The organism is Mesorhizobium sp. P160187, assembly GCF_057766425.1.
On record NZ_JBYMDX010000004.1, the window covers coordinates 90,695 to 111,417 of the forward strand.

Here is a 20,723-nt window from a genome sequence, read left to right on the forward strand (position 1 = left end):
GCGAGTAGCGCTGGACCAATCGACCGCCCGGTCCAGCCGGGCGGTTTTTCTTTGCCTTTTCAGCCTTTTTCCGGCTGAAACTGTGCGTGGGCCTGTTACAAGGCTCTACCCAACGAGGAAAGCACCATGTCCCTGAAGTCACGCCTGGCGGCGGATGAAACGCTGTTCACCGCCTGGTCCGGCGTTCCGGACGCTTTGACGGTCGAAATCATCGCCAAGCAGGGTTTTGACGCCGTCACCCTCGATATGCAGCATGGCGGACACCACGAGGACTCGGTCCTGCGCGGGCTGGTGCCGGTGCTGGCCGCCAACAAGCCGGCGCTAGTGCGCATTCCGGTCGGCCGCTTCGACATGGCCAGCCGCGCCCTCGATTTCGGTGCCGAGGCGGTGATTGCACCGATGGTGAATTCGGTGGCCGATGCAAAACTCTTTGCCGCGGCGATGAAATATCCGCCGATGGGCGAGCGCTCCTGGGGCCCGACCTATGCTTTTCCGCGCCATGGCAAAGGCGACCACGCCGAATGGCTGCGCGACACCAATCAACGCACCATGGCCTTTGCCATGGTCGAAACGCGCGCCGCACTCGATGCGCTGGACGGCATCCTCGACACGCCGGGCATTGACGGCATCTTCCTCGGCCCATCGGATTTCTCCATCGCCTGGTCGAATGGCGCCACCGTCAATTCGACGCTGGAAAGCATGATGGAAACCGTCACCTCCATCGCCGAGCGGACGCGCAAGGCGGGCAAGCATGCGGCAATCTACGTCGTTGAGCCGGCGATTGCCGGCCGCGTCGTGGCGATGGGCTACCGGCTGCTGGCGATGGGCTCGGACCATGCGCTGATTTCGCTCGGCGCAAAGACACTCATCAAAAGCATGAACGATTCGATCAAGGGCTGAGGCGTGGTGCCTTGCCCGGTCAGGCCTTGAGGTCGGTCAGGAACTTGGCGAAGGTCATCGACCCTTCCGGCCACGGGCCGAAGCCGGCATCCTCATTGAGGTGACCGGTTTCGCCGGCATCGATGAACAGCGAACCCCAGGCAGCGGCAATGCCCTCGGCAACCTCGAAGGCGCAGAACGGATCGTTGCGGCTGGCGATGACGATGGACGGGAAGGGCAGCGGTTTGCGCGCATAGGGGCCAAAGGTCATCAGGTGACGCGGCCTTATCTCCGGGTTGGCGACGTCGGGCGGTGCGACAAAAAACGCGCCGGCGACCGGCTTCCTGAACTGCGGAATGGCCTGCACCGCGGCCGCCACACCGAGCGAATGGGCAACGATCACCACCGGCCGCTCGGCCTCGTTGACAGCGTTCGCCACGCTCGTCGTCCAGTCCTCGCGCACCGGCTTCGACCACTCCGCCTGTTCGACCCGACGCGCCGTCGACAGTTTCGATTGCCAGCGTGTCTGCCAGTGTTCGGGGCCGGAATTGGTGTAGCCCGGCACGATCAGAATATCTGCGTCTTTGACTTTCATGGCGCTGAGATAGCGAGCGACCGTGTCTCGTGCAACCCGCGCTGACGCATGCGGTGCATCACAATCGTGAACAACCTGTTCGATTCTTTCCATCTTGTGTGAACGATCGGGATCGACGATTTGAGGCGGGGAGAGATGGACAACAGAATAGGCTGGTGCGCGCCCTAGGGATAACGCGCTGAACGGAGAGTTTTATGAGCGAACTGCCTTTTGCCGCGACGACCCCCGTCAGCGTGTCACGCGTGGGCCTGAAGGCGCGCGACGCCGAAGGACTTGCCGATTACTACCGGGCTGTTGTCGGCCTGCAGGAATTGAGCCGCGCCGATGGCGCCATCACGCTGGGCGCTGCCGAGCGCCCGCTGCTGGTGATCGAGCCTGACGCAGCGGCCAAGCCCGACGATCCGCGCAGCGCCGGCCTTTTCCACACCGCTTTCCTTCTGCCCAGCCGCGCCGATCTCGGCCGTTGGATAAACCATGCCGCCGCCAACAAAATCCGCATCGAGGGCGCCTCCGACCATCTGGTCAGCGAGGCTCTCTACCTGACCGACCCCGAAGGCAACGGCATTGAAATCTATAGGGACCGTCTGCCGCAGGAGTGGAAGTGGAACGGCGACAAGATCGCCATGGCGACCGAGCGGCTGAACCTGGCTGCCGTGGTTGGCAGCGTGCCGGCCGGTGACGCCGGCTGGCAGGGCGCGCCGCAAAACAGCATTGTCGGCCATGTCCATCTGCGCGTCGGCCGGCCGGAAGATGCCGAGGCCTGGTGGCACGACGAATTTGGCTTCGACACGGTCGCTAAGTATGGAGGGCAGGCGGTGTTCCTGTCGTCGGGAGGCTACCACCATCATATCGGTGGCAATTCGTGGCACAGCGCGGGCGCCGGGCGCCGCGATCCGTCCCGCTCAGGGCTGGCCTGGGTCGAGATGCGCTCGGACAAGACAACCGCTGACATCACACGGGAAGATCCGTGGGGCACGGTGATCCGCACCGTGCCAGGCGCCCCAGGCTGAGCGTCTGCTCGGTTCTTACAAGGAATTGGCGGCGTAGCCCGTCAGCAGCCCATGCGCCCAGCTGTCGAATCCGGTCGCCGTGGCGCGGCCGGATGCTTCGGTCCAGTCATAGCTGACCGTATGATGGCTAAACGACCATTGTCTGTCCTTGCGCGTGGCAAGGGCATAGCGGGCATCCGGACTGCCGGTCACAGTCAAACCTGGGAATGCCTGGACGCCGACACTGCCGGGATTGAGGATTGTCCGGTTGTCCGACAAGCGCACAGCGCGCGGCGTATGTGTATGGCCGCACAAGGTCAGCCCGGCGCCGGCGCTGCCCAGCTTGTGCCTGATCTGCTTTTCATTGGACGGGTGGAAGTGGCTGCCTCCATCTTCCTCGAGCAGGAACACGTTGTCGTCACTCGGGCTGCCATGGCAAAGCAGGATGTCCTGGGCAGGCGACAGGGTGACCGGCAATGCCGAGAGCCAGGTCAATGATGCCTGGGACAGGCATTGGTGGGTGAAAGCATCGACGTCTTCCAACCCGGAAGCAGGCGGCTCGACCAGCACACGGTCGTGATTGCCGCGCACGGTCGGCCAATTCTGTGCAATTAGATATTGCGCAGTTTCTTCCGGCCATAGCGGCCCGGAAAGACAATCGCCCAGATTGACGATTATGTCGGGAGAAGCGTCTTTGATCTGCGCATGAACCGCCTCAAGCGCGCGCAGATTCCCATGGATGTCGGAAAGGACAGCCAGCCGCATGGAAGATCCTATCCGAAAACCCGCTTGAAGATCGTGTCGACATGCTTGGTGTGATAGCCCAGGTCGAATTTCTCGCGGATCTCGGCTTCGGGTAGCGCTGCGATGACTTCCTTGTCCGCCAACAATTCCTCAAGGAAATCAGCGCCATGTTCCCATACCTTCATGGCGTTGCGCTGCACCAGGCGGTAGGCGTCCTCGCGGCTGACGCCGGCTTGCGTCAGCGCCAAAAGCACGCGCTGCGAATGCACAAGGCCACGGAACTTGTTCATGTTCTTCAGCATGTTGTCGGGATAGACCAGCAATTTGTCGATGACGCCGGTCAACCGCGACAGCGCGAAATCGAGTGTTATCGTGGCGTCCGGGCCGATCATGCGCTCGACCGAGGAATGCGAAATGTCGCGCTCGTGCCAGAGCGCCACATTCTCCATCGCCGGCAGCGCCATGGAGCGCACCATGCGGGCAAGGCCGGTGAGGTTTTCGGTCAGCACCGGGTTGCGCTTGTGCGGCATTGCCGACGAGCCCTTCTGGCCCGGCGAAAAATACTCTTCCGCTTCCAGCACCTCGGTGCGCTGCAGATGGCGGATCTCGGTCGCCAGCCGCTCGACCGACGAGGCGATGACGCCGAGCGTGGCGAAGAACATGGCATGGCGGTCGCGAGGGATGACCTGCGTCGACACCGGCTCCGGCTTGAGCCCAAGCTTTTTCGCCACATGTTCTTCGACATAGGGATCGATGTTGGCGAAGGTGCCGATCGCGCCCGATATGGCGCAGGTGGCAATATCCTCTCGCGCGTGCACCAGCCGCTCGCGGCAGCGTGAGAACTCGGCATAGGCCTGCGCCAGCTTGACGCCGAAAGTGGTCGGCTCGGCATGAATGCCGTGGCTGCGGCCGATGGTGACGGTGTCCTTGTGCTCGAAGGCCCGGCGCTTCAGCGCGGCGAGCAGGCCGTCGAGGTCGGCCAGCAAAATATCGCTGGCGCGGCTGAGCTGCACCGCAAGGCAGGTGTCCAGAACATCCGATGAGGTCATGCCCTGGTGGATGAAACGCGCATCCGGCCCGACGAATTCGGCGAGATGGGTGAGGAAAGCGATGACGTCGTGCTTGGTGACCGCCTCGATCTCGTCGATCTTGCCGACGCCGAATTGGGCGGCGCCGCCCTTTTCCCAGATGGTCTTGGCGGCTTCCCTGGGGATGACGCCGAGCTCAGCCAGCGCATCGCAGGCATGGGCCTCGATTTCGAACCAGATGCGGAAGCGGGTTTCCGGCGACCAGATGGCGACCATTTCCGGCCGGGAATAGCGAGGGATCATCCGTCAGTCCTGATATGTCGGTGGTTAAGTGCGCCTCCTATCAGAGGCGGACCGAATGCTCAACGCTGCTGGCGTGCAAACCACAGGCTGGCGGCGGCAAGCGCGATGAATCCGAGCGGAAAATAGAGCCTGATACCCAGCACCACGAACTGGTAGAGCGCCGTCAGCGAGGTGAAGACCAGTTCGAACGCCCACCGGGCGGTGAAGGCCTCCGCGTGCCATTCGGCATAGTAGGAGCGGTATTGCAGCGCAAACAACCCGCCGGTGAAGGCGAGCGTCGTGGCAAGCAGGCAGACGAAGGCGGCGGCGAACGCCACCTCCCAATGCCGGTCGAGCGAGACAAGCCGCGCCGCGAACAACCCGACGGGAAAGGCCAATGCCGCGCCGGTCGCAAACAGCAGGACGACGAAGCGGATCTTTTCCGGGGTCTCCCAATTGTCGAGCCAAAGACCGGTCAGCGCGCTGGCGCCCATGGCCATCGCCCACAGCAAGGCGCCGACAAGCGCCGCGCCCGTCGATGGTATGGCGCGGCTGACGCGATTTCCGGCGCGCTTGCGCCAACTGGATTGATCGAGCGATGTCACAGGCGTCCGGTCACGGCGATCCAGCGAAAATCCGGTCCTTCGAAGCCGTATTGGCGCACTGCGATCAGCACCGCATAGGCGCTGATGCTGTCCATCGAGAACGTCTGCACCGCGCCGATCCTGTAGCCGTTCGGGCAGCCACGGCTTTTCGGGATCGATTTATCCTCATGCAGCAGATGGGTCTGGCCGCCATCCCTGGCCTCGATCCGCAGCAGGCGAAAACCGTTGACCTCGCCCTGGCTCTGGCAGCTTTCGGTGTCATTCATGCCGATCTCGTCCAGCCGGAATTCCAGCGGCGGGTCGACCGGCGAAAAGATCGGCCGTGGGTTCACCACCATGCGGAACGGGTCGGCCGACAATTCGGTCACCGGGTTGAAGCCGGCGGTGATGCCGCGGTTTGCGGTGAGTTCGGCCTGCACAACGACGGCTTCGCCCTTCTGCCTGGCTTGCTGACGGGCCGTCTCGAGCGAGGCGGTCTCATCCTCCAGCCGGACCCGGATTGGCGTGCCCTTCAGGAACGTGTCGTCGGCGGTGTTGATGTAGTAGCGATTAGCATAGGGAAAGCTCGAACCGTCTGCCACACCATATTCCTCGAAGGCGAAGACGCTGCCATCCTTGCTGAAGCCGAGGATTTCAAGCTCGGCGACATCGCCCGCTCGGGCGGCCATGGCGGATGCCAGATGGACCAGCAGGCAAACGCCAATCAGGACGAGATTTCGCATCGGGGTTCCGCTCCGCCTGCCGTGGTTCGATCGTTCCCTATCACGAGACGGTCAAAACATCGTGCTATTCAAAAGGCGATGCATCCAATTTCGCCTCTGTTTGTTATCGTCGATCGTTTTCAAAAGGAGAACACCCCATGACTGAGGCCAGCAAGATTCGCGAGCATATGGAAGTGGTCGGCGCCGACGGCGTTCACATCGGCACCGTCGACAGGGTCGATGGCGAGCGGATCAAGTTGACCAAGGCCGACAGCGGCGAGGGCGCCCATCAGGGGCATCACCACTACATTCCCTTGAGCCTGCTTGCCGAGGTCGAGGGCCAGAAAGTGTGGCTGTCGGCGAATTCGGATGTCGCGGTCAGCTTCGAGGAAGAGGAGTCCGACCCGACCTGACTGAAAGTCAGCGCGACGACCACACCGGAAACAGATCGCCTTCGGCCGGCGTCGCGGCATGGATGCCGCGGCTGATTGCGCGCGCCATGGTGGCGCCGGCGGCGGCAAAGAAATCGACGGCATCGTCGGCGCTGAGTTCTATGCCGCTCTTGCCCGTCGCCAGCGCGAACACCAGATCGCCGTCAGCCGGCGTGTGCACGGGCCAGATGGCGCGCACGAAGCCGTCATGCGCTGAAATGGCCAGCCGCTTGGCTGCCGCCTTGGTCAGCACGGCGTCGGTGGCGATGACGGCGATGGTGGTGTTGCCACCGGCCTCGGCTTGTCCACCGATACGCTTGTCGCGGTATTTCAACAGGATCCGCCTGGCGTCGTCCGGCATCGGCGAGGGATAGCCAAGCCCGCCGAACTCATCCCCGATCTCGAATGGCGCCGCCCAGAAATAGCGGGTCCGCGCGATCGTTACCGAGCCGGTCGGGTTGGCGGCGGCGAGCGCGCCGATGGTGACGCCCCTGTCGAGCACAGTCGAGGCAGAGCCAAGGCCGCCCTTCAGCCCGGAACTCAGCGCCCCGGTGCCGGCGCCGATTGTGCCGAGCGGAAAGTCGACTGTTGCCGCCTGGGCGGCTTCGTAGCCGAGGTCGCGGTAGGGAGGATAACGGCCCCAATCCTTGTCGCCGCCATTGCGCAGGTCGAACAGGATCGCCGCCGGCACGATCGGCACGCGAAAGCCGCCAACATCGACGCCAATGCCTTTTTCGCGCAGCGCTGCCTGAACGCCGGAGGCGGCGTCGAGGCCGAAGGCCGAGCCGCCCGACAGCACGACGGCATGAACCGCCTCGATGGAATTGTGCGGTTCGAGCAGGTCGGTCTCGCGCGTACCCGGCGCGCCGCCGAGGATCTGCACGCCACCGACCGCCGGTTCGTCGCACAATACGGTGGTGACGCCCGATTTCAGCTTGGCGTCCGACGCGTTGCCGACGCGCAGGCCGGCGACATCGGTGATCAGATTGCCCGGCCCGGTGCGAAACATCAATTCGTCTCCGCCGGCACGAAACGCGTCCCGTCGAAGCGGAAGGCGCGATAGAGGTTTTGGCTCAGATCGCCTTTGTCGTCGAACCGCAGCGGGCCGATCGCGGTGGTGAAATCATGCCCGGTTAGCGCGTCGGCCAGCCCCTTGCCCGAGGTCTCGGGCGCGGCCGAGGCCGAGGCCGCCTTGGCAATCTCCACCGCCGCATAGGCCGGCAAGGCATAGCCATCCGGCGCGATGTTTTTGGCCGTAAACGCCGCCAGCACCTTGGGATCGGCGACATCGGCCCATTCCGGCGGCGCGATCATCAGCGTGCCGACGGCGTAAGGCACATCGCCGGGTGGCGTGCGCAAATTCTCGCCGCCGGCAAAGACGATGCCGGCCTCGAGCTGGCCGGCGTCGCGGCCCATAATGGCGATGTCGTCGCCGTCGCCACCGGCAAAGACATGCGTAGCGCCCGCCTTCTTCAGCCGGCCGATCAGCCCGATCTGGTTGTCGAGCTGGGGCCGGAAGGTGTCTGTGAAGACCGGCTTCAGCGCCGCCTGTTCGGCCGCTGCGCGCAGCGTCTCGGCGATTTCGCGGCCATAGATGGTGCCGTCATCGACGATGGCGAACAATTCGCTCTGCCACAGCCGGGTCAGGATGGCGGCCACCGCATTGCGCTCGTCATCGCCGCGCGGGCCCAGCCGGTAGACCGGCCAGCCGGTTTTGGCGCGGCGGTCGGTCAGGCTTTCGGTGCGCACGCCAACGGTGATGACCGGTATGTTGGCGTCCTTCAGGATCGGCAGCGCCGCCTGGATCGCCTCGGTGCAGAGGAAGCCGAGGACGATATCGACCTTCGCAGCGGCGAATTCCCTGGCGGCGGCAGCCCCGCCATCGGCGGTGCAGGCATCGTCGACCGTCCTGATCTCGGCGCCGTCGGCTTCTGCTGCCAGGGCAGCACCCGCCTCGATCTGCTTGCCAAGTATCGCCGACGGACCGGACAGGGGTGCGGCGACGCCGACAAGCAAAGTCTGCGCGCCGGCGCTTGCCGGCAGCAGCCAGAGCAGTGCCGCTATTACAGCTGTTAGGGGTCGCATTCTGACGACGAATTCCTCCGTGCCGGTCGCATGCTTCCAGCGTCTCTTCCGCCAAGACCTAAAGGCTGCCCGCCCCAGGCGCAACACGGGAATTTGCGGATTGGCGTCAACCACTTCGCTTGTGGCCTATTGTGTGCCGCCATATATAACCCTTGGGTTCCCGCTTATGGAAAATCATCGGTGTTGAAGTTGAACGACATAGGGCCTCAGGCCTATCGCGACGCGATGGCGCATTTTGCCGGCCACGTCCATGTGGTGACCACCGACGGGCCCGCCGGCAAACGCGGCACGACGGTGATTGCCGCCTGTTCGGTGTCGGATACGCCGCCGACGGTTCTCGTCTGTCTCAACCGCGAGAATGCCAAGAACGAGCTGTTCGTGCAAAACGGCCGGTTTGCGCTGAACACGCTGGCTTCGCACCAGCAGCCGCTATCGGTGGCGTTTTCAGGCCTGACCGGGCTGTCGGCCGATGCGCGTTTCGCGCTTGGCGAGTGGGACGTCATATCGACGGGCGCGCCTACCCTGAAGGGCGCTCTTGCGGTTTTCGACTGCGAATTGATGGACACCAAGGATCTCGCCACCCATCGTGTGCTTTTTGGCAAGGTGACAGGCCTGCGCATGGGCGATAATTTGCGGCCGCTGATCTACCACGCCCGCGACTACCACGTGCTGCAGAGCGGAGCAGAGGCGGCAACGGAGAAAGAATGACCGAGCTGAAACCGCGCCCCGTGCCGCGGACGATCGACGAAACGCTCGATCTCCTGACCGGCGCGGACTATGTCGCGGATCGCTCGCTGGCCACGGTGCTGTTCCTGTCGCTGCGCATGCAGCGGCCGCTCTTCCTTGAAGGCGAGGCCGGCGTCGGCAAGACCGAGATCGCCAAGGTGCTGGCGCAGGCGCTCGGCCGCCGGCTGATCCGCCTGCAATGCTATGAAGGGCTCGACGTCTCCTCCGCCGTCTACGAGTGGAACTACGCTGCGCAGATGATCGAAATCCGCATGGAGGAGGCGGCAGGCAAGGTCGACCGCTCCGACATGGAACGCAACGTGTTCTCCGAAAAATACCTGATCCGCCGCCCGGTGCTCGATGCGCTGACCGGCAAGGCGGGTGCGGCCCCGGTGTTCCTGATCGATGAGCTCGACCGCACCGACGAGGCGTTCGAGGCGTTCCTGCTCGAAATCCTCTCCGACTTCCAGGTGACGGTCCCCGAACTCGGCACGATCAAGGCCGAGGAGCCGCCGATCGTCATCATCACCACCAACCGCACCCGCGAAATCCACGACGCGCTGAAGCGGCGCTGCCTCTATCACTGGGTCGACTATCCCAATGCCGAGCGCGAGCTGGAGATCGTGCGCCGCAAGGTGCCGCAGGCCAACAGCCGACTTTCCGCGGAAGTGGTGTCGTTCATCCAGAAGCTGCGCCGGGTCGAGCTGTTCAAGGCGCCGGGTGTCGCCGAAACCATCGACTGGGCCGGCGCGCTGACAGAACTCGACAAGGTGGCGCTCGATCCCGAAACCGTCTCCGACACGATCGGCGTTTTGCTGAAATACCAGGACGACATTGCCCGCATCGGCGCGGGCGAGGGCCGGCGCATCCTCGACGAGGTCAAGGCCGAGCTGGCGGCGGCGGAGTAGGGCAAGTGAAGGCGCCCGAACCCAGAGAGGCGACGGAAGACGGGCGCATCGCCGACAACATCGTCTATTTCGCCCGTACCTTGCGCAAAGCGGGCATGCGCGTCGGGCCGGCTTCGGTCAAGGATGCGATCGAGGCGGTGCTGGCCGCCGGCATCGGTTCGCGCGACGATTTCTACTGGACGCTGCATGCCGTGCTTGTGTCGCGGCACGAAGATCACCCTGTTTTCGACGAAGCCTTCCGGCTGTTCTGGAAATCGCGCGAGCTGATCGAGAAACTTCTGGCGATGTTCTCGCCGGTGGCTCCTGACACCAGGGAGAAGCAAAAGCCGCGCGCGGCAGAAAACCGCGTCAGCCAGGCCATGTTCGAAGGCCACGAGAAGAATCGGCCGGTCAGGGAAATCCCGGAGATCGAAGTCGACGCCCGGCTAACCTTCTCCGGGAATGAAGTGCTGCGCGGCAAGGATTTTGCCCAGATGAATGCCGACGAGATGGCAGACGCCAAGAAGGCGATTGCCCGGCTGCGGCTGCCGTTCGACATGGTCCGTACCCGACGCTTCAAGGCAGACCTGCATGGCCGCCGTATCGATCCACGCGCCATGATGCGCTCGGCCGCGCGCACCGGCGGCGAACTGATCCTGCCGAAATTCCGCTCAGCCCGCGAAGTGCATCCGCCGCTGGTGGTTCTCGCCGATATCTCCGGTTCGATGAGCCAGTACACGCGCATCTTCCTGCACTTTCTGCATGCGCTGACCGAAAAACGGCGGCGCGTGCACACCTTCGTCTTCGGCACGAGGCTGACCAATCTCACGCGGCAGATGCGCCATCGCGACCCCGATGCCGCCCTTGCCGACTGCTCGGCGGCGGTCAAGGACTGGTCGGGCGGCACCCGCATCGGCGATACGCTGGCGGAGTTCAACAAGCACTGGTCACGCCGCGTGCTCGGGCAGGGCGCGGTGGTGCTTTTAATCACCGACGGTTTGGAGCGCGACGATGTTTCCGGCCTGTCGCAAGAAATGGATCGCCTGCACAAATCCTGCCGGCGGCTGATCTGGCTCAACCCGCTTCTGCGCTTTGGCGGCTTCGAGGCGCGGGCCCGCGGCGTCAGAGCGATGCTGCCTCATGTCGACGAGTTCCGCTCGGTGCACAATCTCGATGCGCTGGCCGACCTCTGCGCCTCGCTGGACAAGAAATCGGCCGCTTCGGTCGATTCGCGTCGCTGGCTGGACGCTGGTGTCAGGCGCGCCGCATAGCCATATTGGATTCCGAAAAACAGGCTCCCAGAGAAAAACAGACTTTGAGGCAAGCGATCATGGACAACAGCATCTATCTCGATGAGGCCCGCGACCCCTTGATCATCGCGGAAGGCTGGATGAAGGACGGCAAGGATGTCGCCATCGCCACTGTGGTCGAGACCTGGGGTTCGGCGCCGAGGCCGGCCGGCAGTCATCTGGTCATCGACGCCGAAGGCAATTTTCACGGCTCGGTCTCGGGCGGCTGCGTTGAGGGTACCGTGGTGAGCGAGGCGATGGACGTCATCGACTCGGGGAAAGCGAAGATGCTGGAGTTCGGCGTTGCCGACGAAACCGCCTGGCAGGTCGGCCTGTCCTGCGGCGGCCGCATCAAGGTCTATGTGGAGCGGCTCGGTTAGGCATGGATCCCTACGCTCTCAAAGCCCTCAATGCCGAACGCCGTGCCCGCCGTGCGGCGATCCTGGTGACCGATCTCGGCGACGGCCGCGACCGCATCGTGCGAGAAGGCGACCAGGTTGCCGGCGATCTCGGGCAAGCGATCGCCAAGGCTTTCCGCACCGGCAATTCGGGTTCGGTCGAGGCTGAAGGGCGCACCTTCTTCCTCAACGCGCATTTGCCGCAGCCGCGCCTGGTGGTAGTCGGCGCCGTCCATATCAGTCAGGCGCTGGCGCCGATGGCCAGGATCGCCGGCTATCCCCTGGAGATCGTCGATCCGCGCACCGCCTTCGCCACCCCGGACCGTTTTCCCGATGTAGCCCTGCATGCCGAATGGCCGGAGGATGTGCTGAAACGCCAGCCGCTCGACAGCTATACGGCGCTCGCCGCCGTCACCCATGATCCGAAGATCGACGATTTCGCACTGAAGGCCGCGCTCGACGCCAACTGTTTCTATGTCGGCGCACTCGGCAGCCGCAAAACACACGCCAGGCGCGTCGAGCGCCTGCTGGCGCTCGGCGCCAGCGCCGACCAGATCGCCCGCATCCACGCACCGATCGGTATCGACATTGGCGCGGCGAGCCCGGCCGAGATCGCCGTCGCCATCCTGGCGCAGACGATCCACGCCTTTCGCTCGCGCGGGCTGGAATCGAAAGGCGCTGCGGCGTGAGATTCGGTCCGGTTCCAATCGACCAGGCCGAAGGCGCGGTGCTCGCGCATGCCACCACGGCGGGTGAGCGACGTTTCCGCAAGGCGCACACGCTGAGCGCACAGGACGTGGCGGCGCTGAAAGCAGCCGGCATTACCGAAATTGTCGCGGCGGTGCTTGCCGCTGATGATCTGAGCGAAGATGCGGCGGCTGAAAAGATCGCCGCTAGCATGATCCATCGCAACATCGAGGCAAAACCCGCCGCGACCGGCCGGGTCAATCTCCATGCCAAGGCAGCCGGTGTCTTCACCGTCGATGCCGCTATGATCGACGCTATCAACACGGTCGACCCGACCATCACCATTGCCACGCTGGCGCAGCACGCGCCGGTCGAGCAAGGCCAGATGGTGGCGACGGTCAAGATCATCCCGTTCGCCGTCGCCTCGGCCCTTGTCGATGCGGTGACAAAGATCTGCGCCGGCGGCGAGATCTTCGCCGTCAACGCCTACCATCCGGTGCGCATCGGCGTCATTCAGACGATGCTGCCCGGCATCAAGCCCAGCGTGCTCGACAAAACGCTGCGCGTCACCGAGGCCCGGCTGGCACGCTCCGGCGGTCGGCTGACGACGGAGCGCCGCACGCCGCACGAGATCGCGCGTGTAGCCGAGGCAGCGGCCGCGCTGGCGCGCGACAACGACATGGTGGTGATCTTCGGCGCCTCGGCGATGAGCGATTTCAACGATGTCGTTCCGGCGGCGATCGAGGCAGCAGGTGGCACGGTGATCCGCGCGGGCATGCCCGTCGATCCCGGCAATCTGCTGGTGCTGGGCACGCTCGACGGCAAGCGCGTCATCGGCGCGCCCGGTTGCGCCCGCAGCCCCAAGGAGAACGGTTTCGATTGGGTGCTCGACAGGCTGATCGCCGGCCTCGACGTCACCGCCAAGGACATCGCCGGCATGGGCGTTGGCGGCCTCTTGATGGAAATCCCGACCCGGCCGCAGCCGCGCGAGCCGCTGCCGGCGAGAGCCGGGCTGAAGGTCGAGATCGTGCTTCTGGCCGCCGGTCGCTCCAGCCGCATGGGCGGGCCGAACAAGCTTCTGGCGCTGTTCGACGGCAAACCGCTGGTGCGCCGGACAGTCGAGCGCGCACTGGCCTCGAAGGCAACCAGCACCGTTGTCGTCACCGGCCACCAGCGTGAGCGGGTGCACCAAGCCTTGACCGGCCTCGACGTGATCTTCGCCGACAATCCGGATTTTGCCGACGGCCTGTCCTCGTCTCTAAAAGCCGGCATTGCCCGCGTTGGAGCCGAGGCGGCCGGCGCCATGATCGTCCTCGGCGACATGCCGGGTATCTCATCGGCCGATCTCGACCGGTTGATCGAGGCCTTCCGTAGGGACGGCGGCCGCTCAGTGATGCGTGCCGCCCATGACGGCCGCCGCGGCAATCCGGTGCTGCTGCCACGCGCGCTGTTTGGAGGCATCGCTCACCTCGAGGGCGACACCGGCGCCCGCCATCTGGTCGAGGCCGAGGGACTGGATGTCATCGACGTCGAGATCGGCGACGGCGCGTCGATCGATGTCGACACCCGCGAGGCGCTGGAAGACGCCGGCGGCGTGCTGCAGGATTGACAAAGCGAAGCCGAAAAACGCATGCCTTTAGCATGGCTCTCTCTTTACTTGCCTCAGCGCTTCTACCCCCCTCTGGCCTGCCGGCCATCTCCCCCTCAAGGGGGGAGATCAGCAGCCTCGATGGCGGCGTCTATCCTACAGCTTTGAAGATTGGCGGAAGCCGGCGTGACATCCAATCTCCCCCCTTGAGGGGGAGATGGCCGGCAGGCCAGAGGGGGGTAGCCGCGCTCCATACCCTTCTGGTTTCACTTCTGTTCCTGTTCTCCACCACCCACGCTGACGCCCTCGAACTAAAACCCTACAAGGATGACCTCTTCGCCTATCCGGCGACGCTCTCTTCGTCTGACAAAGGCGCTTACGCCGTCATCGACTATCGCGAGATGCGCGACATCAACGACCGCGACGAAGTGCCGGAAAAGCGCGTGCATGCGCAGTATACCGACACCGGCGTGCGCAAGGTGCAGCGGGATTTGATGCTGAAAACCGAAGCCGGCGATGTCAGGCATGTCGCCGTAGGCAAGACCGAAGGCGCCGGTATCATCGTGCTTTACCTGCACGGGCAGGGCGGCAGCCGCAAGCAGGGCGTCGACGACTTCACCTTCGGCGGCAACTTCAACCGAATCAAGAACCTGATGGCCGGCAATGGCGGCCTCTATCTCTCACCCGATTTCACCGATTTCGGCGACAAGGGCGCGGCCCAGGTCGCGGCGCTGATCGGCCATTATGCCGAGGCCTCGCCGGACGCGAAAATCTTCGTCGCCTGTGGCTCGATGGGCGGCGCGCTGTGCTGGAAGCTGGCCGGCCGCAGCGATACGGGACGGCGCATCAACGGGCTGCTGTTGCTCGGCTCGCTGTGGGATGACAGTTTCCTGTCGAGCCCGGCCTACAGGCGCCATGTGCCGGTGTTCTTCGGCCAGGGCAGCAAGGACCCGGTCTTTCCCGTGGAGAAGCAGGAGGCCTTCTTCCGCTCCATCATTGCGAACTCGAAAGCCTATCCGACCCGGTTCGTCCGGTTCGAGACCGGCACCCATGGCACGCCGATCCGCATGGTCGACTGGCGCCAAACGCTGAACTGGATGCTGTCGAAGGCGCCCTGAGGCATATCGCCCAGAGGTGCCCCTTGGTTTTGGCAATCATGGTTCGGCCGATATCCTCTTAGGTGTAGGCTGATATGATCCAACAGATCGGAAGCACAGCGATGGACGCCCACCCCTTCAAGATCCAAATTCCGAACGAACAACTTGAAGATCTCCAGCGCCGGCTTAGCGCAACACGATGGCCAATTCCGCTAAGCGAAGCGGGCTGGAGCGATGGGGCCGAGCTGCCGTTTATCAAGCGCCTTGCGGATTACTGGCGAGACCGCTTCGACTGGAGAGTGCAAGAGGCGCGGCTGAACCGGCTGCCGCAATATCTGACGAGGCTGAACAACCTAGATGTCCACTTTGTCCACCAGCCAGGCAACGGACCGGCGCCGCTGCCGCTGATCATAACGCATGGCTGGCCCGGCTCACGGCGCGGTGTTGTAGTCGACCACTGTCTGCGGGTTCTCCTCGCCATCGTAAGACGCGTCCACATCATATTGGACGAGGGAAAAATCGCCGTTATGGAACAGGTATATCCCCTTGTCCGAGGCGTCGCCGATGCCGCGCCATTTGTTGAACGTGGTCAGCGTCTTGGCGTCTTCGTCATATTCGGAATTGGCCGCCCAGCCGGTTGTGCGGAAGCCGATGATATCCATGCCCAGCAGTTTGCCGTCGCTGTCATTGTTCTCGTAACGGATATCCATTTCGGGCTCGGTGAACTGCAACTGCCGCACGCCCGATACTTCGTCGGTCATGTAGTAGACCGAACTTGCGTTATAGGCTGCCGCTTGGCAGTAGAACTCGAAAAGCCGCGTTTCCTTGTCGGGATCGCTGGCAGCCGCGTCCTTTGCCTTGTATTTGATCGAAAAGATGTTCGGCTCCTCGCCGAGAAATTGCTTGTCACACTGATCGCCATAATCGGCGGCGAACAGTTTCTTCACCTGCTCGAGTGCGGTGTCCTTCTTCGGCGGCGGCGGCCCGTCACCACAGCTTGGCGGCAGCGCCCCCTCGAAATCGGCCTTGGATGGCTTCAGCGCGCCCTTGTCGATAAAGATTGGTCGGAACGGCGGGGCCTGGATCTGAGCGCTGACCTGGCGCAGCGTGTAGCAGCCGGCGAAGACTGCTTCCTTGCCGTCCTTGTCGGTGGCGCGGATGGCCACCGGGACACTGTAACAGATGCTGCCGGCGGCACCTTCATCGGAAATGGCGCCGGTTTCCACGTCGACCTTGTCGGTGCCGTCATAGCCCTTGACGAAAGTGTCGAAATCCTTTGCCGGCTTGGTATCGCCGTAGTAAGCCCAGGCGCGGGCGAATTCGTGCCGGTTGATGGCACTGTAGAGCGAACGGACCACCGCTGCGGCATCCGACCTGTCGTCGACATAAGGTGCCTGGTCATCGGTCGCCGGGTCATAATCGGCCAACAAAGCTTGGCTGGATACAGCAAGGGAGAAAAAAGCGGTCGCTGCCAGAAAGACAAGTCTCATCGGGGATCTCCACCACGACAGGATTCTATCACATCGATTGCGGCGACGTGGTGACGCTTGAAAAATCCTCCGGGAAGGCGCTACGTCCCGCCGTCGGCGCTTCAGCCGCAATGGAGATTTGAACGTGACACTATCGATGTATGAAGCCTCGGTGCCGGTGTTTTCGGCCAGGCTGAAGGCGCTGTCCGGCGTGCTGTCGGCGGCCGAACAGAATGCAATCGAGCGCAAGATCGACCCGCAGGTGTTTTTGACCGCGAGGTTGGCGCCCGACATGTACGCGCTGGTCAGGCAGGTGCAGGTCGCCACCGACCACGCCAAGGGCGCGCCATCAAGGCTGGCCCGTCGCGAGGTGCCGAAATACGAAGACAATGAAGCGACCTTCGCCGAGCTTCAGGCGCGCCTGACCAAGACGCTCGATCTGCTGGCGTCATTCTCGGCCGCCGAATTCGATGGTTCGGATGAAAGGGTGGTCGAACTGAAGTTTGGCCAGCGCGAAGCCTCGATGCCCGGCATGCAGTATCTGCTGCATGTCGCCATGCCCAACTTCTATTTCCACGTGACCACCGCCTACGACATCCTGCGCCACAATGGCGTGCCGCTGACCAAGGGCGCCTATCTCGGTAATCGTTGACGAATTCGGCATTCCGAGGTTTCCCGGTCGCTGCCGGGAAACCTCGTCTCGCGCTGGTTCAGCGCACGGACATTTCGCGGGCTATGCGCGGGAAGTCGGCCGGCTTGATGCCGATGTCGGCGCGGTCGGCATTGCTCATCGAGTGCAGCAGTGCCAGGGCGGAACGATAACGCAGATGCTCCTGCGGACGCGGACGGGCAAACATTTCAGTGAAGAACCCCATGATTCGGCCCCTAGTTGATCCTCCACATCTTCGAGTATAGGCAAATTATGAAGATTGTGGTGCAGCATTTGCATGGCAGCCATGCCGGGGGCGCAATTTTTTCGGCACAATTGGCTCACCCGCTGAAACTTATGACTGGTGCCGACCGTACGCATAGACGCTGGCACATGGCCGGCTTTTCCTCGCCACTCCTGGCGAATTTCCGGACTGCATGCAAATGCAGTCCGGCTTTTTGTTGAGCTGCACCATCAACCGGTCGCGCAAGCCCGGCGAACGCCTAAACTGGTTAAGATCAGCGGCATTCATTTTTAACGAGCCGGTTCTATGCTGCGACCGGCTCTGTTCGCACGCTTAAACGAGGGGGAGGCTGACATCGGCGCCAAGCGGGATTTCGCTTCCTTGCTCGACGATCTGTTCGTTGCCTCCGACAAGGATGAGGCGGCGGAAGAGACGAGCGCCCGGCCGTCGATCCCGTTCGACTATCTCTCCGTGGCCGACGAGCTTCATTCCGGCCGCATCAAGGTCTCGGGCGAAACGTTCGCAGCCGAATACCGCGAGGCGGGAGCCGATCTCGCCGCCGAATTCGCAGCCCTTCTCGATCATGCCAAGCTGGCGCTGGCCGGCGAAGAGGCAAAGCCCGAGGAAAAGCTGCCGACGATCGACCCTGACGCGATCGCCGTCGAGCTCGGCCTCGATCATCCAGTCAAGAACGCCGATCTCGGCCGCATGCGCCGCAGCTTCGCCTTCGCCAACCACCCCGACCGCGTCGCGCCGCATCTGCGCCAGCGCGCAATGATCCGCATGCAGGTGGCCAACATGCTGATCGACGAGGCCAAGCGGCGCGCTTTGGCTGGCGTCCGGCGCTGACTTTCCAGGGTTCACGCAAAAGTCGGTCCGCTAAGGGTTGGAGAGCGGCGCCGCTTTCCCTATAGATGCGGCTTCCTTCCAGCGTAGCCGCGCAATTCCCGCCGGAGAAAATTCGATGCATAAACGCCGTCTCGGTCGGACCGATCTTCTTGTGACCCAGATCTGCCTGGGGTCGATGACCTGGGGCGAGCAGAACACCGAGGCCGATGGCCATGCGCAGATGGATCTGGCTTTTGAGCGCGGCGTGAATTTCATCGACACCGCCGAGCTCTACCCGATCCCGCCCAAGGCCGAGACGCAGGGGCGCACGGAAAAGATCATCGGCAGCTGGATGAAGGCCAAGGGCAACCGCGACAAGGTGATCCTGGCCTCGAAGGTGGTCGGCCGCACCGCCAACAGCTGGTTTCGTGGCGACCGTCCGTCGAAATTGGTGCGCGCCGACATCTTTGACGCCATCGACAAATCGCTGGCCGAGCTCGGCACCGACTATCTCGACCTCTACCAGATCCACTGGCCGGAGCGCGACATCCCCTGGGGCGCCAACCCGACCCGCGTGGGTGCTGTGCCGCGCCGTGCCGATGCCGTTGGCGCGCCGGCCGGCGAGACGCCGATCGCCGAGACACTCGCAGTCTTCGAGGAGCTGGTGAAGGCGGGAAAGATCCGCCATCTCGGCCTGTCGAACGAAAGCTCCTGGGGTGTCATGCGTTTCATCGCCGAGGCCGACAAGGGCGTCGGCCCGCGCATCGTTTCGCTGCAGAACGCCTACAATCTGGTCAACCGTACGTTCGAGGTGAACCTGGCCGAAGTCTGCGGGCGCGAGGATGTCGGCTTTCTCGCCTATTCGCCGCTGGCGCAGGGCTATCTCACCGGCAAATACGACCATGGCGCACGGCCGCAGGGTTCGCGCTCGCAGCTGTTCAACCGCGGCCAGCGCTACGAGACGCCGAATGCGGCGGAGGCGCAACTCGCATACAACGAACTGGCGCGTTCCTTCGGCCTTGAACCGGCGCTGTTTGCCAACGCCTATGTCGCCAGCCGGCCTTTCGTCACGTCCAGCATCATCGGCGCGACGACGATTGCCCAGCTTGAGATGGCGCTGTCGTCAGCCGACGTGACCTGGACCGACGAGATGCAGAAGGGCGTGGATGCGATCCACCAGCGCGTCGGCAATCCGTGCCCATAAGCAGACCGTTTGGCCGGGATTGCCGAGCAAAGACAAGGGGAAGGGGACAGCCATGGATTTTCCGATCGAGACCGTCAGGGGAAAATTTCCGGCGCTGGACCTGACCGACAAGGGCCGCCGGCGCATCTATCTCGACAATCCGGCCGGCACGCAGGTGCCGCAAGCGGTTGCCGACGCGGTGGCGCGCTGCCTCCTCACCACCAACGCCAATCTCGGCGGCTATTTCGAAACCACGCTTGCCGCGCAAAAGGTGTTCGACGACGCCCATGAGGCGATGGCCGATTTCCTGGGTGCAGCGAGCGCGGAGGAAATAATCATCGGCGCCAACATGACGACGCTGACCTATCACATGTCGCGCACGCTCGGCCGCGGCTTCAAGCCGGGCGACGAGATCATCGTCACCCGCATGGATCATGAGGGCAATGTCTCGCCCTGGCTGCAACTGGCCGAAGATCTTGGCCTCCTGGTGCGCTTCCTGCCTTTCGACGAGAACAGCTGGCAGGTCGAGGAGGCGGCGCTCAGCGCTCTGCTTACCGACAGGACAAAACTCGTTGCGCTGAACTATGCCTCGAACCTCACCGGCTCGATCAATCGGGTGAAAGCGCTGACGGCCATCGCCAAACAGGCCGGCGCGGTGGTCTATGTCGACGCCGTGCAGTTCGCGCCGCATGGGCTGGTCGACGTGCAGGATCTCGGCTGCGACTTCCTGATCTGCTCGGCCTACAAATTCTTCGGCCCGCATATGGGCATATTGTGGGGACGCCGCGACATCATCGATGCGCTGCAACCCTACAAATGCCGTTGCTCTTCCAATGGCCTGCCGGAGCGCTTCGAACTCGGCACGCCGCAGATCGAACTGATGGCCGGGCTTACCGCAGCGGTCGATTACTTCGCCGAACTCGGTGCTGCGGCCGGCGAGGGCGGTTCGCGAAGGCAAAAGATCGCAAAGGCATACGAAGTGTCGATCGCCTACGAAAACCCGCTGGCGCTGAGGCTGATCGATGGGCTGTCCGCCATTGAGGGCCTGACCATCCGCGGCATCACCGATCAGAAGCGTGTCATTGAGCGCGTGCCGACCGTGTCCTTCACCGTCGACGGCATCGTGCCAGAGACGATCGTGCGGCAGATGAATGCCGAGAACATTTTTCTATGGTCGGGTCACAACTACGCCTGGGAGATCGTCCACCATCTCGGCATTCCGGCCGAGCAGGGCGTCGTGCGCATCGGTATTGCGCACTACAACACGGCGGCAGAGATCGACGAGACGTTGGAAAGCGTGCACCGGGTGATCGCCATGCTGAGGCAGCAGCGCTAGTCA

23 protein-coding genes and 1 pseudogene are annotated in these 20,723 nt (G+C 63.5%); 15 read left to right on the plus strand and 9 right to left on the minus strand.

What is annotated here, in order from left to right; all coding sequences use genetic code 11:
• Positions 1–126 precede the first annotated feature (126 nt).
• Positions 127–900, plus strand: coding sequence for an HpcH/HpaI aldolase family protein (locus AC3CCE_RS17395; protein WP_023690189.1), 774 nt, complete (start codon positions 127–129; stop codon positions 898–900).
• 19 nt (positions 901–919) lie between these two features.
• Here AC3CCE_RS17395 and AC3CCE_RS17400 read toward each other — a convergent pair whose 3' ends face one another.
• Complete coding sequence (locus tag AC3CCE_RS17400; RefSeq protein WP_352624593.1) at positions 920–1,474, minus strand: RBBP9/YdeN family alpha/beta hydrolase; 555 nt, start codon at positions 1,472–1,474, stop codon at positions 920–922.
• A gap of 194 nt (positions 1,475–1,668) precedes the next feature.
• Between AC3CCE_RS17400 and AC3CCE_RS17405 the strand changes: the two genes are divergently transcribed.
• Complete coding sequence (locus tag AC3CCE_RS17405; RefSeq protein ID WP_352624595.1) at positions 1,669–2,484, plus strand: VOC family protein; 816 nt, start codon at positions 1,669–1,671, stop codon at positions 2,482–2,484.
• A gap of 15 nt (positions 2,485–2,499) precedes the next feature.
• Here AC3CCE_RS17405 and AC3CCE_RS17410 read toward each other — a convergent pair whose 3' ends face one another.
• The 4 genes from AC3CCE_RS17410 to AC3CCE_RS17425 are packed head-to-tail and all read right to left on the minus strand — an operon-like array spanning position 2,500 to position 5,844.
• Complete coding sequence (locus AC3CCE_RS17410) at positions 2,500–3,228, minus strand: metallophosphoesterase family protein (RefSeq protein ID WP_352511268.1); 729 nt, start codon at positions 3,226–3,228, stop codon at positions 2,500–2,502.
• Between the two features lie 8 nt (positions 3,229–3,236).
• Complete coding sequence (purB, locus tag AC3CCE_RS17415) at positions 3,237–4,538, minus strand: adenylosuccinate lyase (RefSeq protein ID WP_352624597.1); 1,302 nt, start codon at positions 4,536–4,538, stop codon at positions 3,237–3,239.
• A gap of 59 nt (positions 4,539–4,597) precedes the next feature.
• Positions 4,598–5,062, minus strand: coding sequence for a hypothetical protein (locus AC3CCE_RS17420; protein ID WP_352511404.1), 465 nt, complete (start codon positions 5,060–5,062; stop codon positions 4,598–4,600).
• A 56-nt stretch (positions 5,063–5,118) separates the two neighbouring features.
• The gene (locus AC3CCE_RS17425) at positions 5,119–5,844 is read right to left on the minus strand and encodes a DUF2259 domain-containing protein (RefSeq protein WP_352511266.1); all 726 of its coding nucleotides are present in this window, start codon (positions 5,842–5,844) and stop codon (positions 5,119–5,121) included.
• A gap of 137 nt (positions 5,845–5,981) precedes the next feature.
• Between AC3CCE_RS17425 and AC3CCE_RS17430 the strand changes: the two genes are divergently transcribed.
• The gene (locus AC3CCE_RS17430) at positions 5,982–6,236 is read left to right on the plus strand and encodes a DUF2171 domain-containing protein (RefSeq protein ID WP_023669083.1); all 255 of its coding nucleotides are present in this window, start codon (positions 5,982–5,984) and stop codon (positions 6,234–6,236) included.
• 7 nt (positions 6,237–6,243) lie between these two features.
• Here the strand turns inward: AC3CCE_RS17430 and AC3CCE_RS17435 are convergent, their stop codons facing one another.
• Together AC3CCE_RS17435 and AC3CCE_RS17440 are read right to left on the minus strand one after the other, a co-directional pair.
• Positions 6,244–7,263 (minus strand): P1 family peptidase, encoded by a 1,020-nt coding sequence (locus tag AC3CCE_RS17435; protein WP_352573665.1) that lies wholly within the window; start codon positions 7,261–7,263, stop codon positions 6,244–6,246.
• Complete coding sequence (locus tag AC3CCE_RS17440) at positions 7,263–8,339, minus strand: branched-chain amino acid ABC transporter substrate-binding protein (RefSeq protein ID WP_352511264.1); 1,077 nt, start codon at positions 8,337–8,339, stop codon at positions 7,263–7,265. Before AC3CCE_RS17440 ends, AC3CCE_RS17435 begins: the two co-directional genes overlap by 1 nt.
• A 180-nt stretch (positions 8,340–8,519) precedes the next feature.
• On the opposite strand from AC3CCE_RS17440, the gene AC3CCE_RS17445 reads away from it, so the two are divergent.
• The 8 genes and pseudogenes from AC3CCE_RS17445 to AC3CCE_RS17480 all read left to right on the plus strand — a co-directional run.
• Positions 8,520–9,047 (plus strand): flavin reductase, encoded by a 528-nt coding sequence (locus tag AC3CCE_RS17445; protein ID WP_352511263.1) that lies wholly within the window; start codon positions 8,520–8,522, stop codon positions 9,045–9,047.
• Complete coding sequence (locus tag AC3CCE_RS17450) at positions 9,044–9,973, plus strand: AAA family ATPase (protein ID WP_352511262.1); 930 nt, start codon at positions 9,044–9,046, stop codon at positions 9,971–9,973. The genes AC3CCE_RS17445 and AC3CCE_RS17450 overlap by 4 nt, the downstream gene beginning before the upstream one ends.
• Before the next feature lie 5 nt (positions 9,974–9,978).
• Positions 9,979–11,223, plus strand: a complete 1,245-nt coding sequence (locus tag AC3CCE_RS17455; protein WP_352624601.1) for a vWA domain-containing protein — start codon at positions 9,979–9,981, stop codon at positions 11,221–11,223.
• A gap of 59 nt (positions 11,224–11,282) precedes the next feature.
• On the plus strand, positions 11,283–11,621 hold the full coding sequence (locus AC3CCE_RS17460; RefSeq protein ID WP_023669077.1) for an XdhC family protein: 339 nt from the start codon (positions 11,283–11,285) through the stop codon (positions 11,619–11,621).
• Positions 11,622–11,623: 2 nt separating this feature from the next.
• A complete protein-coding gene (locus tag AC3CCE_RS17465; protein ID WP_023734543.1) occupies positions 11,624–12,328 on the plus strand; it encodes an XdhC family protein in 705 nt (234 codons plus the stop codon).
• On the plus strand, positions 12,325–13,935 hold the full coding sequence (locus tag AC3CCE_RS17470) for an NTP transferase domain-containing protein (protein WP_352624603.1): 1,611 nt from the start codon (positions 12,325–12,327) through the stop codon (positions 13,933–13,935). Before AC3CCE_RS17465 ends, AC3CCE_RS17470 begins: the two co-directional genes overlap by 4 nt.
• A gap of 185 nt (positions 13,936–14,120) precedes the next feature.
• Positions 14,121–15,032, plus strand: coding sequence for an alpha/beta hydrolase family protein (locus AC3CCE_RS17475; protein WP_488377170.1), 912 nt, complete (start codon positions 14,121–14,123; stop codon positions 15,030–15,032).
• A gap of 101 nt (positions 15,033–15,133) precedes the next feature.
• A pseudogene (locus AC3CCE_RS17480) lies at positions 15,134–15,433 on the plus strand (epoxide hydrolase N-terminal domain-containing protein); the annotation flags it as partial.
• Positions 15,434–15,442: 9 nt separating this feature from the next.
• Here the strand turns inward: AC3CCE_RS17480 and AC3CCE_RS17485 are convergent.
• Positions 15,443–16,501 (minus strand): DUF1176 domain-containing protein, encoded by a 1,059-nt coding sequence (locus AC3CCE_RS17485; RefSeq protein ID WP_352624605.1) that lies wholly within the window; start codon positions 16,499–16,501, stop codon positions 15,443–15,445.
• Between the two features lie 124 nt (positions 16,502–16,625).
• Between AC3CCE_RS17485 and AC3CCE_RS17490 the strand changes: the two genes are divergently transcribed.
• Complete coding sequence (locus AC3CCE_RS17490; protein WP_023743118.1) at positions 16,626–17,132, plus strand: DUF1993 domain-containing protein; 507 nt, start codon at positions 16,626–16,628, stop codon at positions 17,130–17,132.
• Positions 17,133–17,190: 58 nt separating this feature from the next.
• Here the strand turns inward: AC3CCE_RS17490 and AC3CCE_RS17495 are convergent, their stop codons facing one another.
• Entirely contained in the window at positions 17,191–17,355 is a 165-nt protein-coding gene (locus AC3CCE_RS17495; RefSeq protein WP_023706483.1) for a hypothetical protein, read from the minus strand.
• Positions 17,356–17,679: 324 nt separating this feature from the next.
• Between AC3CCE_RS17495 and AC3CCE_RS17500 the strand changes: the two genes are divergently transcribed.
• The 3 genes from AC3CCE_RS17500 (at position 17,680) to AC3CCE_RS17510 (ending at position 20,720) form a co-directional block, all read left to right on the plus strand.
• Positions 17,680–18,222, plus strand: a complete 543-nt coding sequence (locus AC3CCE_RS17500) for a hypothetical protein (protein WP_352511257.1) — start codon at positions 17,680–17,682, stop codon at positions 18,220–18,222.
• A 115-nt stretch (positions 18,223–18,337) separates the two neighbouring features.
• Positions 18,338–19,405 (plus strand): aldo/keto reductase, encoded by a 1,068-nt coding sequence (locus tag AC3CCE_RS17505; protein ID WP_352511255.1) that lies wholly within the window; start codon positions 18,338–18,340, stop codon positions 19,403–19,405.
• Positions 19,406–19,457: 52 nt separating this feature from the next.
• Entirely contained in the window at positions 19,458–20,720 is a 1,263-nt protein-coding gene (locus AC3CCE_RS17510; protein WP_023690167.1) for a cysteine desulfurase-like protein, read from the plus strand.
• The last annotated feature ends 3 nt before the right edge of the window (positions 20,721–20,723 follow it).

Excerpts from the sequence above, each read along its gene's own strand:
- purB (WP_352624597.1), bottom strand. The coding sequence starts at position 4,538 with ATGATCCCTCGCTATTCCCGGCCGGAAATGGTCGCCATCTGGTCGCCG.
- AC3CCE_RS17495 (WP_023706483.1), bottom strand. The coding sequence starts at position 17,355 with ATGGGGTTCTTCACTGAAATGTTTGCCCGTCCGCGTCCGCAGGAGCAT.
- AC3CCE_RS17410 (WP_352511268.1), bottom strand. The coding sequence starts at position 3,228 with ATGCGGCTGGCTGTCCTTTCCGACATCCATGGGAATCTGCGCGCGCTT.
- AC3CCE_RS17400 (WP_352624593.1), bottom strand. The coding sequence starts at position 1,474 with ATGAAAGTCAAAGACGCAGATATTCTGATCGTGCCGGGCTACACCAAT.
- AC3CCE_RS17395 (WP_023690189.1), top strand. The coding sequence starts at position 127 with ATGTCCCTGAAGTCACGCCTGGCGGCGGATGAAACGCTGTTCACCGCC.
- AC3CCE_RS17450 (WP_352511262.1), top strand. The coding sequence starts at position 9,044 with ATGACCGAGCTGAAACCGCGCCCCGTGCCGCGGACGATCGACGAAACG.
- AC3CCE_RS17465 (WP_023734543.1), top strand. The coding sequence starts at position 11,624 with ATGGATCCCTACGCTCTCAAAGCCCTCAATGCCGAACGCCGTGCCCGC.
- AC3CCE_RS17505 (WP_352511255.1), top strand. The coding sequence starts at position 18,338 with ATGCATAAACGCCGTCTCGGTCGGACCGATCTTCTTGTGACCCAGATC.
- AC3CCE_RS17460 (WP_023669077.1), top strand. The coding sequence starts at position 11,283 with ATGGACAACAGCATCTATCTCGATGAGGCCCGCGACCCCTTGATCATC.
- AC3CCE_RS17500 (WP_352511257.1), top strand. The coding sequence starts at position 17,680 with ATGCTGCGACCGGCTCTGTTCGCACGCTTAAACGAGGGGGAGGCTGAC.
- AC3CCE_RS17440 (WP_352511264.1), bottom strand. The coding sequence starts at position 8,339 with ATGCGACCCCTAACAGCTGTAATAGCGGCACTGCTCTGGCTGCTGCCG.
- AC3CCE_RS17430 (WP_023669083.1), top strand. The coding sequence starts at position 5,982 with ATGACTGAGGCCAGCAAGATTCGCGAGCATATGGAAGTGGTCGGCGCC.
- AC3CCE_RS17435 (WP_352573665.1), bottom strand. The coding sequence starts at position 7,263 with ATGTTTCGCACCGGGCCGGGCAATCTGATCACCGATGTCGCCGGCCTG.
- AC3CCE_RS17510 (WP_023690167.1), top strand. The coding sequence starts at position 19,458 with ATGGATTTTCCGATCGAGACCGTCAGGGGAAAATTTCCGGCGCTGGAC.
- AC3CCE_RS17425 (WP_352511266.1), bottom strand. The coding sequence starts at position 5,844 with ATGCGAAATCTCGTCCTGATTGGCGTTTGCCTGCTGGTCCATCTGGCA.
- AC3CCE_RS17405 (WP_352624595.1), top strand. The coding sequence starts at position 1,669 with ATGAGCGAACTGCCTTTTGCCGCGACGACCCCCGTCAGCGTGTCACGC.
- AC3CCE_RS17485 (WP_352624605.1), bottom strand. The coding sequence starts at position 16,501 with ATGAGACTTGTCTTTCTGGCAGCGACCGCTTTTTTCTCCCTTGCTGTA.